Annotated in this window: 13 protein-coding genes; all 13 read right to left on the bottom strand. The window is 69.4% G+C overall.

Annotation, left to right across the window (positions count from 1 at the left end):
- Positions 1-194: 194 nt before the first annotated feature.
- On the bottom strand, positions 195-1,364 hold the full coding sequence (locus tag ACIA8X_RS18100; RefSeq protein ID WP_393442476.1) for a DivIVA domain-containing protein: 1,170 nt from the start codon (positions 1,362-1,364) through the stop codon (positions 195-197).
- 55 nt (positions 1,365-1,419) lie between these two features.
- On the bottom strand, positions 1,420-1,707 hold the full coding sequence (locus ACIA8X_RS18095; RefSeq protein WP_004001943.1) for a YggT family protein: 288 nt from the start codon (positions 1,705-1,707) through the stop codon (positions 1,420-1,422).
- Between the two features lie 59 nt (positions 1,708-1,766).
- Positions 1,767-2,408 carry a cell division protein SepF gene (locus ACIA8X_RS18090; protein WP_031483359.1) on the bottom strand — a complete coding sequence of 214 codons (642 nt, stop codon included), beginning with the start codon at positions 2,406-2,408 and terminating at the stop codon, positions 1,767-1,769.
- Between the two features lie 125 nt (positions 2,409-2,533).
- Complete coding sequence (locus ACIA8X_RS18085; RefSeq protein WP_399458663.1) at positions 2,534-3,253, bottom strand: YggS family pyridoxal phosphate-dependent enzyme; 720 nt, start codon at positions 3,251-3,253, stop codon at positions 2,534-2,536.
- Positions 3,254-3,259: 6 nt separating this feature from the next.
- Positions 3,260-3,988 carry a peptidoglycan editing factor PgeF gene (pgeF, locus tag ACIA8X_RS18080; protein WP_393442472.1) on the bottom strand — a complete coding sequence of 243 codons (729 nt, stop codon included), beginning with the start codon at positions 3,986-3,988 and terminating at the stop codon, positions 3,260-3,262.
- Positions 3,989-3,998: 10 nt separating this feature from the next.
- A complete protein-coding gene (gene ftsZ, locus ACIA8X_RS18075) occupies positions 3,999-5,195 on the bottom strand; it encodes a cell division protein FtsZ (RefSeq protein ID WP_393442470.1) in 1,197 nt (398 codons plus the stop codon).
- 288 nt (positions 5,196-5,483) lie between these two features.
- On the bottom strand, positions 5,484-6,281 hold the full coding sequence (locus ACIA8X_RS18070; protein ID WP_393442468.1) for a cell division protein FtsQ/DivIB: 798 nt from the start codon (positions 6,279-6,281) through the stop codon (positions 5,484-5,486).
- A 23-nt stretch (positions 6,282-6,304) separates the two neighbouring features.
- The gene (gene murG, locus ACIA8X_RS18065; protein ID WP_093907025.1) at positions 6,305-7,399 is read right to left on the bottom strand and encodes an undecaprenyldiphospho-muramoylpentapeptide beta-N-acetylglucosaminyltransferase; all 1,095 of its coding nucleotides are present in this window, start codon (positions 7,397-7,399) and stop codon (positions 6,305-6,307) included.
- Positions 7,400-7,405: 6 nt separating this feature from the next.
- Entirely contained in the window at positions 7,406-8,770 is a 1,365-nt protein-coding gene (ftsW, locus tag ACIA8X_RS18060; protein WP_393442466.1) for a putative lipid II flippase FtsW, read from the bottom strand.
- 104 nt (positions 8,771-8,874) lie between these two features.
- On the bottom strand, positions 8,875-10,299 hold the full coding sequence (murD, locus tag ACIA8X_RS18055) for a UDP-N-acetylmuramoyl-L-alanine--D-glutamate ligase (protein WP_393442464.1): 1,425 nt from the start codon (positions 10,297-10,299) through the stop codon (positions 8,875-8,877).
- On the bottom strand, positions 10,281-11,354 hold the full coding sequence (mraY, locus tag ACIA8X_RS18050) for a phospho-N-acetylmuramoyl-pentapeptide-transferase (protein ID WP_393442462.1): 1,074 nt from the start codon (positions 11,352-11,354) through the stop codon (positions 10,281-10,283). Before mraY ends, murD begins: the two co-directional genes overlap by 19 nt.
- On the bottom strand, positions 11,351-12,781 hold the full coding sequence (murF, locus tag ACIA8X_RS18045) for a UDP-N-acetylmuramoyl-tripeptide--D-alanyl-D-alanine ligase (protein ID WP_393442460.1): 1,431 nt from the start codon (positions 12,779-12,781) through the stop codon (positions 11,351-11,353). The genes mraY and murF overlap by 4 nt, the downstream gene beginning before the upstream one ends.
- Positions 12,782-12,785: 4 nt before the next feature.
- Positions 12,786-14,312 (bottom strand): UDP-N-acetylmuramoyl-L-alanyl-D-glutamate--2,6-diaminopimelate ligase, encoded by a 1,527-nt coding sequence (locus ACIA8X_RS18040; protein ID WP_393442458.1) that lies wholly within the window; start codon positions 14,310-14,312, stop codon positions 12,786-12,788.
- Between the last annotated feature and the right edge of the window lie 169 nt (positions 14,313-14,481).

The raw sequence follows: 14,481 nt of genomic DNA, 5'->3' as shown, positions 1-14,481 counted from the left end.
CACGACCGAAGGCCCGGGACCACCAAAGAATCTTGGTGGTCCCGGGCCTTCGGCGTTGCGTGCGTCGGACACCCCGCCCACGCCCGAACAAACACCGCAAGCCCCTGGGCACGCACGGCAAAGGGCGAGGCCCCGGATCGAAATCCGGGGCCTCGCCCTGAACGCTGCCGACGCCTACGGCGTACTACCAACCGTCAGTTGTCGTCCTCGTCGATGAGGAACCCGCGCATCGGAGACGGAGCCTGGCCCATCGGGGACGGACCCTGCGGCCGGACCGGAGCCATGGGCTGGGTCATCGCCGGGGACATCTGCTGCTGACCGCCGTAGGACGGAGCAGCCGGAGACGGGGCGCCGCCCATCGTCTGGTTGCCGCCGTACGACGGGGCGCTCGCGCCGGCCGGTGCCATGGAAGGCGCCGGGGACGGCGGGAGGGACGCCGTGGCCGGGGTGCGCGGCGGGGCGAGCGAGTCGTCCGACTGGGTCTCCAGCTGGCGCAGCTGGGACTCGAGGTAGGACTTCAGCCGCGTGCGGTACTCGCGCTCGAAGCCGCGCAGGTCCTCGACCTTGCGCTCCAGCGTGGCGCGGGCGGACTCCAGGGAGCCCATCGCGACGCGGTGCTTCTCCTGCGCGTCCCGCTCCAGGGCGTCAGCCTTGGCACGGGCGTCCCGCTCGAGACCCTCGGCACGCGAACGCGCCTCGCCGACGATCTTGTTGGCCTCGGAACGGGCCTCCGCGATCGCCTGGTCGGCGGTCTGCTGGGCGAGCGACAGAACGCGCGCGGCGCTGTCGCCACCGGGGCCGCCCTGACCGGGGCCGCCCATGGGGCCACCCATCGGACCGCCCATCGGGCCACCCATTTGCTGCATAGGGGGCTGGCCCATCGGCCCCGGACCCTGGCCCATCGGACCGGGACCCTGAGGGCCACCCTGACCGCCGGGACCGGCGGGCAGCTGCGGGGCACCGCTCGGCAGCTGGGGCGGACCACCCATGGGGCCACCCATCTGCTGCTGCGGCGGGCCCGATATCCCGGCGGGTACGGGAGCGCCGGGACCGCGCATGCCCTGCTGAGGCATGCCGCCCTGCTGAGGCATACCGCCCTGCTGGGGCATACCGCCCTGCTGCATGCCGCCCTGCTGCTGATCCTGCGGCGGCTCCGGCGGCTTGCGCATGTTCTGCTGGTTCTGGGCAGCAGCACGCGTGGCCGCGGCCAGCTTGGCGCGCAGATCCTCGTTCTCGCGGAGCAGGCGCGTCAGTTCGGCTTCGACCTCATCGAGGAAGGCATCGACCTCGTCCTCGTCATAGCCTTCTCGGAGGCGGACGGTCGTGAACTGCTTGTTCCGCACGTCCTCGGGGGTCAACGGCATCTCTTCACCTCAACGTTGTCGTCGGCAGTCGGCAAGACCGTATCTGTCACATCGTTCACATCGCGCTCCGCACGAGAGTGATCAGGATGTAGACGATGATCATCAGTACGAAGAAGGACAGGTCGAGCGCCACGCCCCCGAGACGCAGCGGCGGGATAACCCGCCGCAAAAGCTTCAGCGGTGGATCAGTGACAGTGTAGGTGGCCTCCAGAACGACCACCATCGCCTTGCCGGGTTGCCATGAGCGGGCGAACTGGAAGACGTAGTCCATGACCAACCGGAAGATGAGCACGATGAGGAAGACCATCAGCGCGATGTAGAGAACCTGCAAGACCACGCTCATGACTGGTGCTTCCCTCTCCCCTGTTCCCTGTTCCGTGCGTTTCTTTCCGGTGGTGCGTCTCAGCTCTGGTTGAAGAACCCGCCCTCTGCGATGCGGGCCTTGTCCTCCGCCGTGACATCGACGTTAGCAGGAGACAACAGGAACACCTTCTGGGTCACCCGCTCGATGCTTCCGTGAAGACCAAACACCAAACCCGCCGCAAAGTCGACAAGTCGCTTCGCGTCTGTGTCATCCATCTCAGTCAAGTTCATGATCACCGGGGTGCCTTCACGGAAGTGTTCCCCGATGGTACGGGCCTCGTTGTAGGTCCGCGGGTGAAGTGTGGTGATCCGGTACGGCTCTCGTTCCGACACAACCTTGGGCATGATCACCGGTGCGTTCTTCTCCAGGCTTGCGCGTTCTTGTGTGATGGACGCCACGGGCGCGATGCGCGCCGGACGGCTGGATTCCGCGGGTAGCGAAGTCGACCGGGCCACCGGTTCACGCGGCGCGGGTGGCTGAACGATTCGCACCTCTTCGTCCCTTTGGGACTGATGTGCACTGTGCGACTGGTGTGACGGCTCGTGCCGTCGGTGGTCCCGCTCGGGCTCCGGGTCCAGTTCGGGCTCGAAGTCGTCATCGGGGTCGAACCCCCGGCCGTCGTACCCGTCGTCCTCCACGAGGCCGAGGTAGACCGCCATCTTGCGCATCGCGCCGGCCATGCTCTGAGTCCTCCGCTCTGTGGTGGATCGGCGACTGCCAAGTGCCCGCGATCCACGCGGTCATTACGTTCGCCTTTCGGCGACATTGACCATATTTTCTGCTGTGGTCCGACTTCCTGGCGACGTTACCCGAGCCTGGGGCGGACTCCGAGTACCGCAGTGCCGACGCGCACATGTGTCGCACCGGCCGCCACCGCCTCTTCGAGATCCGCACTCATCCCTGCCGACACCATGTTCGCAGTCGGATGAGCCCGGCGCAGGTCGGTCGACAAATCCATCAACCGCTCGAACGCCGCCTGTTGGCGCCCCGCGTACTCCCCGGTGAGCGGAGCGACGGTCATGAGTCCGTCCAGTCGCAGCCCCGGAGACTTCGCGACGAGATCCGCCAACTCGTCGATTCCGCCCGGCGCCACGCCACCCCGCTCGCCTCTCAGGTTCTCTCCCGCATCCAGCGCCACCTGGATGAGACAGCCCACCTCGCGCTCCTGCCGTACGGCCTCCTTGGACATCGCCGTCACGAGCCTGGAACGATCGACGGACTGCACGAGATCCGCGTAACCGACCACGGATCGCACCTTGTTGGTCTGCAACTGACCGACAAAATGCCACTCAAGGGGCAGATCCGAGCATTCGGCAGCTTTGGGTGCCGCGTCCTGATCGCGGTTCTCGGCGACGTGGCGCACACCGAGTGCCGACAGGATCCGCACATCGCTCGCGGGATAGGTCTTGGTGACCACGATGAGCGTCACCTCCTCGCGCTTACGCCCGGCGGCGGTGCACGCGGCAGCGATGCGCTCCTCCACCTTCGCCAGGTTTGCGGCGAGTTCGCCCTTACGGTCCGTCATGCTCCCTCAGTCCAACCAGACATATCCCGCGAGTCGCCCCGTGGTGCGGTCGCGGCGGTACGAGAAGTGGTCGCCCGACTCCCGGGTGCACACCGGCGACTGCTCCCGGTCGCGCACGCCGAGTCGCGCGAGCTGCGCCTGCACTCCGGCGGCCACGTCCACCGAGGGAGTGCCCCAACTCGTCTCGGTGTGCGCCGTCGGCTCCACGGCTGCCACCTCGGCGCGCATCGCCTCCGGCACCTCGTAGCACCGGCCGCAGACTGCGGGGCCGGTGCGGGCGACGATCCGGGCCGGGTCGGCACCCAGTTCGATCATCGCGCGTAGCGTGGCCGGGACGACCCCGGCTACCATCCCGGGGCGCCCCGCGTGGGCCGCGGCGGCGATCCCGGCGACCGGATCGGCCAGCAGGACCGGCACGCAGTCGGCGGTGAGGACGGCGAGGGCGAGACCCCGCCGGGCCGTGACGATCGCGTCGACATCGGGCACCGGACGATCACGCCCCGGCCCGTAGACCACGGCGACATCCGTCCCGTGCACCTGGTTCATCCACACGACCTCACCCGGATCGAGCCCGAGCGACTTGGCGGCGAGCTCGCGATTCTTCGCTACGGCGTCGACGTCGTCGCCGACCGCCCCGCCGAGGTTGAGCTCCTCATACGGAGCGGCGCTCACCCCGCCCCACCGGTCGGTGAAGGCGAAGTGCGCGCCGCTCACGGTGTCGCGCTGTCCTATCACGTCTGAAGGATCACTTAAGGAAGTCCGGGACGTCCAGTTCCTCCGCCGCGCTGTCGGCGTAGGTCCTCGACGGCGGGACCGGCGGGGCGACCGGAATGTCGGCCACCGGCTCGGGTGCGGGCTCCGGCTCCTCCTTCGGCGTGACGCTGCCGAGCGAGCCGAAGGACGGGCGGCTCTCGGTCTGCCGTACCGGAGTGGGCTCGTCGCGGCGGGCCGAGGACGACGTCGAGCCGAGAACGTTGTCCCGGCGGGCCGGCGGCTGGCCCCCGTCGAAGCCGGCGGCGATCACGGTGACCCGGACCTCGTCGCCCAGGGCGTCGTCGATGACCGCGCCGAAGATGATGTTGGCCTCGGGGTGGGCGGCCTCGCTGACCAGCTGGGCGGCCTCGTTGATCTCGAACAGACCAAGGTCCGAGCCGCCGGAGATGGAGAGCAGCACACCGCGGGCGCCGTCGATGGACGCCTCCAGCAGCGGCGAGGAAATCGCCATCTCGGCCGCGGCCACCGCGCGGTCGTCGCCGCGGGCCGAGCCGATGCCCATGAGGGCCGAACCGGCCTCGGACATGACCGACTTGACGTCGGCGAAGTCGAGGTTGATGAGGCCAGGGGTGGTGATGAGGTCGGTGATGCCCTGGACACCGGAGAGCAGGACCTGGTCGGCGGACTTGAAGGCGTCGAGCACCGAGACCTGGCGGTCCGAGATGGACAGCAGCCGGTCGTTCGGGATGACGATGAGGGTGTCGACCTCTTCGCGGAGCTCGGCGATGCCGTCCTCGGCCTGGTTGGCGCGGCGCCGTCCCTCGAAGGTGAACGGGCGCGTGACCACACCGATGGTGAGGGCACCCAGGGAGCGGGCGATGTTGGCCACGACGGGCGCGCCGCCGGTGCCGGTGCCGCCGCCTTCACCGGCCGTCACGAAGACCATGTCGGCCCCCTTGAGGACCTCTTCGATCTCCTCGCGGTGGTCCTCGGCGGCCTTGCGGCCGACGGCCGGGTTGGCTCCGGCGCCGAGTCCGCGGGTGAGTTCGCGGCCGACGTCGAGCTTGACGTCGGCGTCGCTCATCAACAGAGCTTGCGCGTCAGTGTTGATGGCGATGAACTCGACGCCCTTGAGACCGACCTCGATCATCCGGTTGATGGCATTGACACCACCGCCGCCGACACCGATGACTTTGATGACTGCGAGGTAGTTCTGCGGTGCTGCCACGTCGAAGGCCTCTCGCCTCGAGTTACGGGTCGTCCGGTGCGGAGAAGCCCTGGGCTTTCGCGAACCGGCGACTGATGCCGAATGGGACGGTCCGTAGCGCCGACCCGAACCCTAACCCTGAAGTTTAGGGTTACCAGTGTGTCTGTTCCATGAAGTCTTCTGAACAGGACACTAAGTCGACAAGTGGCGCACGTTCAACGAACACGCCGAACCTCCCGTTTTTCTTTTCACCCTATGTGATCAGCCATGTCGCTGCCCAACCAGGGTGCTGGCCTGCGCAGATGTGCGTCAACTCCCCGCTGACGCAGGGGCGGTGGGAACGCTGACGTCGAAGTACCGCGCGTCCGGCGAGGCTTTCATGAGAGCGGTGAGTGTACGAGCCTTCGCTGCGCCCTTCTCGCCACTCCCCCAGAAGACGGTCCGGCCGTCGCCCAACTCCAGCGAGATGTCGTCGTAGGAACGGACCTTGACTACCTGGGTGGAGCGCGCGACGGCGGCCGGAATGGCGCGGGCGACCCGCACCGCCTCCCGCACCAGACGGTCCTCGCCGAAGCGGCGCAGGCTCGCGGCGGCGGAGCCCGACCGGGACACCGTCAATTCCAGTGCGGGAACACCTTTCGGCGGCTCGGAAACCGTGGCGAAACGGACACCTTCGTCGTCCACTTCGATGAAGTTTCCGCCCTTTTCGACAATCAGAACCGGAGTACGCTCCGCCACTTTCAGGCCGATTCCATGCGGCCAGGCACGAACCACGTCAACTTCGTCAATTCGGGGCAATTTCCGGCGCAGCCGTGCCTCAATCGCACCGCTCTCGACGGAAATCAGCGGCGCCCCGACGGGGACGTCGGCCGCTTCGAGGACCTGTGCGGGCGTCAGGACCCGGGTCCCGGAGACGGATACCCGCTCGACGCGCAGCCATTGGGAGCCGTACAACGCCCAGACCGCGCCCGCGCCGAGGAGCGCGAGCACCACTGTAAGGATGATGATCGTACGAGGGCGCGGGAGCCTCAACCGCCGCCGGGCGAGGGGCGGGTCGGACGACTCCTGCTCACGTTCACCGCGCTCGGCGGTCGTCGGTCCGGCCACGCTCCCTGCCCTCCGTCACACGGTCACTGGCGGCGGTACGAGGCGATCGCCTCGTACACCATGCCGACGAGCAGGTCGTCGGCGTCCCGGCGGCCGAACTCGCTTGCGGCGCGGGACATCTCGTACAGCCGGTGCGGGTCGGCGAGCACGGGCAGGACGTTCTGCTGCACCCACTCGGGCGTCAGTTCCGCGTCGTCGACCAGCAGTCCGCCGCCGGCCTTGACCACCGGCTGGGCGTTGAGCCGCTGTTCGCCGTTGCCGATGGGCAGCGGGACATAGGCGGCCGGGAGTCCGACGGCGGAGAGTTCGGCGACGGTCATCGCGCCCGCGCGGCAGAGCATCAGGTCGGCCGCGGCGTACGCGAGGTCCATACGATCAAGGTAACTTACCGGGATGTAGGGGGGCATTCCCGGCATCTGCTGTACATGCGGCAGTTCGTTCTTCGGGCCGACCGCGTGCAGGATCTGGATACCGGCCTGCTGCAGCCAGGGCGCGACCTGCTGGACGACCTCGTTGAGGCGGCGGGCGCCCTGCGAGCCGCCGGAGACCAGCAGCGTCGGCAGGTTCGGGTCGAGCCCGAACGCGGCGCGGGCCTCGGGGCGGACGGCGGCCCGGTCGAGGGTGGCGATGGTCCGGCGCAGCGGGATGCCGATGTAGCGGGAGTTGCGCAGCTTGCTGTCGGGAGTGGAGACGGCGACCTGGGCGGCGTACCGCGAACCGATCTTGTTGGCGAGGCCCGGGCGGGCGTTGGCCTCGTGGATGATGATCGGCACGCCGAGGCGCTTGGCGGCGAGGTAGCCGGGCAGGGCGACATAGCCGCCGAAGCCGACGACGGCGTCCGCCTTGGTGCGCTCCAGGATCTGCTCGGTCGCCTTGATCGTGCCGCGCAGCCGGCCCGGGACGGTGATCAGTTCGGGCGTGGGCTTACGGGGCAGCGGCACGGCGGGGATGAGCGCGAGCTCGTAGCCCCGCTGCGGAACGAGTTTGGTCTCCAGGCCACGCTCCGTGCCCAGGGCCGTGATGCCCACGGTCGGGTCCTGCCTGCGCAGGGCGTCCGCGAGGGCGAGCGCGGGCTCGATGTGGCCGGCGGTCCCCCCACCGGCGAGTACGACATGCACCGAAATTCACCGCTCTCCGGACGAACGCGCCGCCGAGGCACGCCGTCGCATCGTGTTCCATCTCCGAGGCTCCCGGCCGGAACCGGAACCTCCCGCACGCTTTCTACCAAAGCGGGGTTGCCGCAGGGAAAGCGCTGCCCGCGCAGCGGGCTCGTCGCGTGCGAAGGCGATCAGCAGCCCGATGGCGAACATGGTCGGCAGCAAGGCGGAGCCCCCGTAGGAGAACAGCGGGAGGGGAACACCGGCGATCGGCAGCAGACCGAGCACCGCACCGATGTTGATCACGGCTTGCGCGGTGATCCAGGTGGTCACGCCTCCCGCGGCGTACCTCACGAAGGGGTCCTCCGTGCGTCCGGCCACGCGGATACCCGCATAGCCTAGAGCCGCGAAGAGTGCGAGCACCGACAGCGTCCCCGCCAGGCCCAGTTCCTCACCGGTGACGGCGAAGATGAAGTCGGTGTGGGCTTCGGGGAGTTGGCCCCATTTCTCCACACTCGCCCCCAGGCCGGAACCAAAAATTCCGCCGGAAGCGAGCGCGTAGATGCCGTGCACGGCCTGCCAGCAGTCGACGGTCCCGCTGCGCGGTTCGGTGGCGCCCAGGCACTGCAGACGGGCCATCCGGTTCGCGCTGCTCTTGATCAGCAGCAGGCCGATCAGGCCGGCGACCGACAGCACCCCCACGAACAGCCGGGTCGGCGCGCCCGCCAGCCACAGCAGGCCGAACAGGATCGCCGACAGGATGATCGCGGTGCCCATGTCGCCGCCGAGCATGATCAGTCCGAGCAGCATGAAGGCGACCGGCACGAGCGGCACCAGCATGTGCTTCCACTGCGTGAGCAGCTTCTTGTCCTGCTTGCGGGCGATCAGGTCGGCGCCCCACAGCACCAGCGCGAGCTTGCCGAACTCGCTGGGCTGGATCTGGAACGAGCCGCCGAGGGCGATCCAGTTCTGGTTGCCGTTGACCGCGACTCCTATCCCGGGCACCTGCACCAACGCCATCAGGAAGACGGCGCCGGCGAGGATCGGGTAGGCGAGCGCGCGGTGCAGCTTCACGGGCATCCGGGAGGCGGCGAGCAGCAGCCCGGTGCCGATCGCCGCGGCCAGGAGCTGCTTGCGGAAGAAGTACGACCCCGGCAGCGACATCTGCAGCGCGGTGATCTGGGAGGCCGAGTAGACCATCACCAGACCGAGCACGGTGATCAGCAGACTGCCGCCGAGGATGAGGTAGTACGCGGTCAGCGGCCGGTCCCACGCTCTGTGCACGCGCGTGTACAGCCGTCGTACGGCGTTGTCGGGCGGCGGCGGGGAAGGTGCGGGGCGGCGCCGGACGGCCCGCTGCACGGGAGGCCGTCCCGTACGGCTATCGGGCATCGGCGCCCACCGCCTCGCCGTGCGTGTACGTACTGGCCGGCCACATCCGAGTCACGCGTCCCTCCAAGGGTCCCGAAGCAACCCGCAGTGGCCGAGACCCGGCGTCAGGCGCTCGTGCCGAGTTCGCGAACCGCCTCCGCGAACACGTCACCGCGCTGGTTGTAGTTGGCGAACATGTCCATGGAGGCACAGGCCGGGGCAAGGAGCACGGTGTCGCCGGGCTGTGCGAGCCGCTGCGCCTCCTGGACCGCCGCGAGCATCGCCCCAGTGTCGGTCCGGTCGAGGTCGACGACGGGTACTTCCGGCGCGTGTCGCGCGAGGGCTTCACGGATCAGGCCACGATCGGCGCCGATGAGCACGGCCGCGCGAAGCCGCTGCGCCGACTTGGCGACCAGCTCCTCGAAGACGGCGCCCTTGGCGAGTCCGCCCGCGATCCACACGATGGACTCGTAGGCCGCCAACGAGGCCTCGGCCGCATGGGTGTTGGTCGCCTTGGAGTCGTCGACGTACGCGACCCCGGCCACGTCCGCCACGTGCGCGATGCGGTGGGCGTCCGGGGTGAAGGCCCGCAGCCCGTCCCGTACGGCCCTGGGGGGCACCCCGTAGGCCCGGGCGAGGGCCGCCGCGGCGAGCGCGTTGGCGATGTTGTGCGGTGCCGGCGGGTTGACGTCGGCGACCTCGGCGAGCTCCTGGGCGTTCTTCTGCCGGTCCTCGACGAAGGCGCGGTCGACCAGGATGCCCTCGACGACGCCGAGTTGGGACGGGCCCGGGGTGCCGAGGGTGAAGCCGATGGCCCGGCAGCCCTCCTCGACGTCGGCCGCGCGCACCAGGTCCTCGGTGGCCTTGTCGGCGACGTTGTAGACACAGGCGACGCGGTTGCCCTCGTAGATACGGCCCTTGTCGCGCGCGTACGCCTCCATGGAGCCGTGCCAGTCGAGGTGGTCGGGGGCGAGGTTGAGGACGGCGGCGGAGTGGGCGCGCAGGGAGGGCGCCCAGTGGAGCTGGTAGCTGGACAACTCCACGGCCAGGACGTCGTACTGCTCCTCGCCGAGCACCGCGTCCAGGAGCGAGACGCCGATGTTGCCGACGGCCGCCGTACGCAGACCCGCCGCCTTGAGGATCGCGGCGAGCATCTGGACGGTCGTGGTCTTGCCGTTGGTGCCGGTGACCGCGAGCCAGGGGGCGGCGTCGGGGCCGCGCAGCCGCCAGGCCAGCTCCACGTCGCCCCATACCGGGACGCCCGCTGCGTGAGCCGCCGCGAACAGCGGCTTGTCCGGCTTCCAGCCGGGCGCGGTGACGATGAGTTCGGTGCCTTCGGGCAGGGTGGCTCCGTCGCCGAGGCGGACGGTGATGCCGAGCGCCTCCAGTTCGGCGGCCTGGGCACGCGCGCGCGCGTCGTCGCCGTCGTTGACGACGGTGATCTTCGCGCCGAGGCCGTGCAGCACCTTGGCCGCCGGGATCCCGGAGACACCGAGTCCCGCGACGGTGACGTTCTTCCCCTGCCAGTCGGTCACTTGTCCGCTGCCCATCCCGCGTAGAAGAGGCCCAGTCCGACGATCACACAGATGCCCTGAATGATCCAGAAGCGGACCACGACCAGTACTTCGGACCAGCCTTTGAGTTCGAAGTGGTGATGGAGTGGTGCCATCCGGAAGACGCGCTTGCCGGTGAGGCGGAAGGAGCCGATCTGGATGACGATCGACATGGTGATCAGCACGAACAGGCCGCCGAGAATGGCGAGCAGCAGCTCGGTGCGGGAGCAGATCGCCAGACCCGCGAGCGCGCCACCGAGGGCCAGCGAACCGGTGTCGCCCATGAAGATCTTGGCGGGCGAGGTGTTCCACCACAGGAAGCCGAGGCAGGCGCCCATCAACGCGGAGGAGACGACGGCGAGATCGAGCGGATCTCGCACCTCGTAACAGGCGCCCGGGTTGCTGAGCGTCTGCGCGTTGGCGCAGGACTCCTGGAACTGCCAGACGCCGATGAACGTGTACGCGCCGAAGACGAGCACGGAGGCGCCGGTGGCGAGGCCGTCCAGACCGTCGGTCAGGTTCACGCCGTTGGACATGGCGAGGATCATGAACAGCGCCCAGACCACGAACAGCACCGGGCCGATCGACCAGCCGAAGTCCTGCACGAAGGAGAGCTTCGTGGAGGCCGGGGTGTTGCCGCGGTTGTCCGCGAACTGCAGCGAGAGCACCGCGAAGGCGATACCCCCGAGCAGCTGGCCGGCCATCTTGGCCTTGGCCCGCAGACCCAGCGAACGCCGCTTGACGATCTTGATGTAGTCGTCCAGGAAGCCGACCAGGCCCATGCCGGCCATCAGGCCGATGACCAGGACGCCGGAGAACGTCGGCGGCTTGCCGGTGATCAGCTTGGACAGGAAGTACGCGGCGATCGTCGCCAGGATGAAGGCGATACCGCCCATGGTCGGCGTACCGCGCTTGGCGTGGTGCTCGCGCGGGCCGTCGTCACGGATGTACTGGCCGTAGCCCTTGCGGGCCAGCAGCTTGATCAGCAGCGGGGTGCCGACCAGGGTCAGGAAGAGACCAATGACTCCTGAGAACAGGATCTGATTCATCATCGGGCGGCAACCTCACCCTCGGCGCCGCCCGCGAGCAGCGCCTCGGCGACGCTCTCCAGACCGACCGAACGGGACGCCTTCACGAGTACGACGTCCCCCGGGCGCAACTCGCTGCGCAACAGGTCGACCGCCGCCTGTGCGTCGGACACGTGCACCGACTCCTCACCCCACGAACCCTCGTTATATGCGCCCAGTTGCAGCCAGGACGCTTCCCTGCCCCCGACCGCGACGAGCTTGCCGACATTGAGCCGGACGGCGAGCCGTCCGACCGCGTCGTGCTCGGCGAGCGCCTCGTCCCCGAGCTCGGCCATCTTGCCGAGCACCGCCCACGTACGACCCCCCTTTGCCCGTGAGGCGCCGCCCATGGCAGCCAGGGCGCGCAGGGCGGCCCGCATGGACTCGGGGTTCGCGTTGTAGGCGTCGTTGACGACCGTCACGCCGTCCGGGCGCTCGGTGACCTCCATACGCCAGCGGGAGAGGGAGCCCGCCTCGGAGAGCGCGGTGGCGATCTCGTCTGCGGACATGCCCAGCTCATGGGCGACGGCGGCCGCGGCGAGCGCGTTCGACACGTGGTGCTCACCGTACAGGCGCATGGTCACATCGCTTGCACCGGAGGGTGTGTGGAGAGTGAAAGCAGGCTGTCCGCTGTCCGTGAGTCTCACGTTCTCGGCGCGTACGTCCGCTTCGCCTGACTCTCCGAAAAGGATCACCTTCGCCTTCGTACGGGACGCCATGGCCCGTACGAGGGGATCGTCGGCGTTGAGGACCGCGGCGCCGCCGTCCTCAGCCGACGGGAGGCTTTCCACGAGCTCGCCCTTGGCCTGCGCGATCTGCTCACGGCCGCCGAACTCGCCGATGTGGGCGGTGCCGACGTTGAGCACGAGGCCGATCTTCGGGGGCGTCAGATCGGCGAGGTAGCGGATGTGGCCGATGCCGCGGGCGCCCATCTCCAGGACGAGGAACCTCGTCTCCTCGGTGGCGCTGAGCGCGGTGAGCGGCAGCCCGATCTCGTTGTTGAGCGAACCCGGCGTGAACACGGTGGGCGCCTTGCACTGGAGCACCTGGGCGATCAGGTCCTTGGTGCTGGTCTTGCCCGCCGAGCCGGTCAGGGCGACGAGGGTCGCGCCGAGCCGTCGTACGACATGACGGGCGAGGGCGCCGAGGGCCTTCTGGACGTCGGCCACGACGATGGCGGGTACGCCGACGGGGCGGGACGCCAGGACGGCGACCGCACCCGCTCCGACCACCGCGGCCGCGTAGTCGTGGCCGTCCACACGCTCGCCGACGAAGGCGACGAAGAGGCTGCCGGGCTCCACTTCACGGGAGTCCCGGACGACGGGTCCGGTGACCTGGACGGCCGGATCCGGTATGTCGTGCGTCTGCCCGCCGACGACTTCTGCGATCTCGGCGAGAGAGAGGGCGATCACAAGTTCATCCCTGGGTCTTCTGGATAGCTTCGCGAAGCACCTGGCGGTCGTCGAAGGGACGGACCACTCCGGCGATGTCCTGGCCCTGCTCATGGCCCTTGCCCGCGACCAGCACGGTGTCGCCGGGCTCGGCGCGGGCGACGGCCGCGGCGATCGCGGCGGCCCGGTCCTCGAAGACCTGGACCTCGCCACGCTCGTGTACCGGCACGGACGCCGCGCCCTGGAGCATGGTTGCGAGAATCGCCAGGGGATCCTCCGAGCGGGGGTTGTCGGAGGTCAGTACGGCGGTGTCGGCGAACCGGGCCGCTGCGGCGCCCATCGGCACGCGCTTGGTCTTGTCGCGGTCCCCGCCGCAGCCGAGCACGACGTGCACCCGTCCCTCGGTGACCTTGCGCAGCGCCTTGAGCACCGATTCGACGGCGTCGGTCTTGTGGGCGTAGTCCACGACCGCGAGATACGGCTGCCCGGCGTCCACGCGCTCCAGCCGGCCCGGCACGCCCGGCACGGCGGCGATGCCGTCGGCGGCGGCCTGGGCGTCGAGGCCGGCGGCGGCCAGGGCGGTGATGGCGGCGAGGGTGTTCGCCACGTTGAAGGGGCCCGGCAGCGGGGACTTGGCACTGATGCGCTCGCCCTTGGGGCCGATGACGGTGAACGTGGAGTCCAGTTGCCCGACCTCGACGTCCTCGGCGCGCCAGTCGGCGTCGGGGTGCCCCTCGGCGGAGTAGGTGACGACCGGGACGGTGGCCTCCTTGGCGAGGCGGCGGCCGTACTCGTCGTCGACGTTGACCACGCCGAGTTTGCTGCGTTTCGGCGTGAACAGCTGTGCCTTGGCCCGGAAGTAGTCCTCCATGTCGGAGTGGAACTCCATGTGTTCCGGGCTGAGGTTGGTGTAGGCGGCGATGTCGAAGACACAGCCGTCGACACGGCCGAGGACCAGCGCGTGGCTGGAGACCTCCATGGCGACCGCCTCGACGCCGCGTTCGCGCATGACGGCGAACAGGGCCTGCAGGTCGGTGGCCTCCGGGGTGGTGCGCTCGGACTTGATGCGCTCGTCGCCGACACGCATCTCGACCGTGCCGATGAGGCCGGTGGTCCGGGCGCTCCTGAGGCCGCCCTCGACGAGGTACGCGGTGGTGGTCTTGCCGGAGGTGCCGGTGATGCCGATCTGCAGCAGGTCGTGGCCGGGGTGGCCGTAGATGGTGGCCGCGAGTTCGCCCATCCGGCCGCGCGGATCCTCGACGACCAGGACCGGCAGGCCCGTCGCGGCGGCGCGTTCGGCGCCGGTCGGGTCGGTCAGCACGGCGGCCGCGCCCAGGCCGGCGGCCTGCGTGACGAAGTCGGCGCCGTGCAGGCGGGCGCCCGGGAGGGCGGCGTACAGGTCGCCGGGGCGGACGGCGCGCGAGTCATGGGTGATGCCCGTGACCTCGGCGGCGTCCGTCTGTTCCGGTGCTGGGACACCCAGCTGATCGGCGAGTTCCGCGAGGGGTGTGGCGGAGACCTGCGCCGGCCTGGGCGGTCCCGGATACGTCACGGGATGCCCCTTCTGGGTGGTTTGGGACTGATCAGCGTGTGGCACGGCGGTGAGCGTACCCGGCGCACCCGCCTGGGGGCGAAGTGAGGGGCGGGGGGTGCCCTGGTTTCCGGAGTCGGAAGTGATCGTTGTCACGAGGTGGTTCCTGGCTGCTCGGTGCTGATCGGTG

The organism is Streptomyces sp. NPDC051738, assembly GCF_044453205.1.
Lineage (GTDB): Bacteria > Actinomycetota > Actinomycetes > Streptomycetales > Streptomycetaceae > Streptomyces.
Note: the sequence above shows the minus strand (reverse complement) of the source record. Positions and strands in the feature narration are given on the sequence as shown.

Bases quoted from the DNA above. Each gene is read 5' to 3' on its own strand.
- ACIA8X_RS18100 (WP_393442476.1), bottom strand. From the start codon at position 1,364: ATGCCGTTGACCCCCGAGGACGTGCGGAACAAGCAGTTCACGACCGTC.
- ACIA8X_RS18095 (WP_004001943.1), bottom strand. From the start codon at position 1,707: ATGAGCGTGGTCTTGCAGGTTCTCTACATCGCGCTGATGGTCTTCCTC.
- ACIA8X_RS18090 (WP_031483359.1), bottom strand. From the start codon at position 2,408: ATGGCCGGCGCGATGCGCAAGATGGCGGTCTACCTCGGCCTCGTGGAG.
- ACIA8X_RS18085 (WP_399458663.1), bottom strand. From the start codon at position 3,253: ATGACGGACCGTAAGGGCGAACTCGCCGCAAACCTGGCGAAGGTGGAG.
- ftsW (WP_393442466.1), bottom strand. From the start codon at position 8,770: ATGCCCGATAGCCGTACGGGACGGCCTCCCGTGCAGCGGGCCGTCCGG.
- murD (WP_393442464.1), bottom strand. From the start codon at position 10,299: ATGGGCAGCGGACAAGTGACCGACTGGCAGGGGAAGAACGTCACCGTC.
- mraY (WP_393442462.1), bottom strand. From the start codon at position 11,354: ATGATGAATCAGATCCTGTTCTCAGGAGTCATTGGTCTCTTCCTGACC.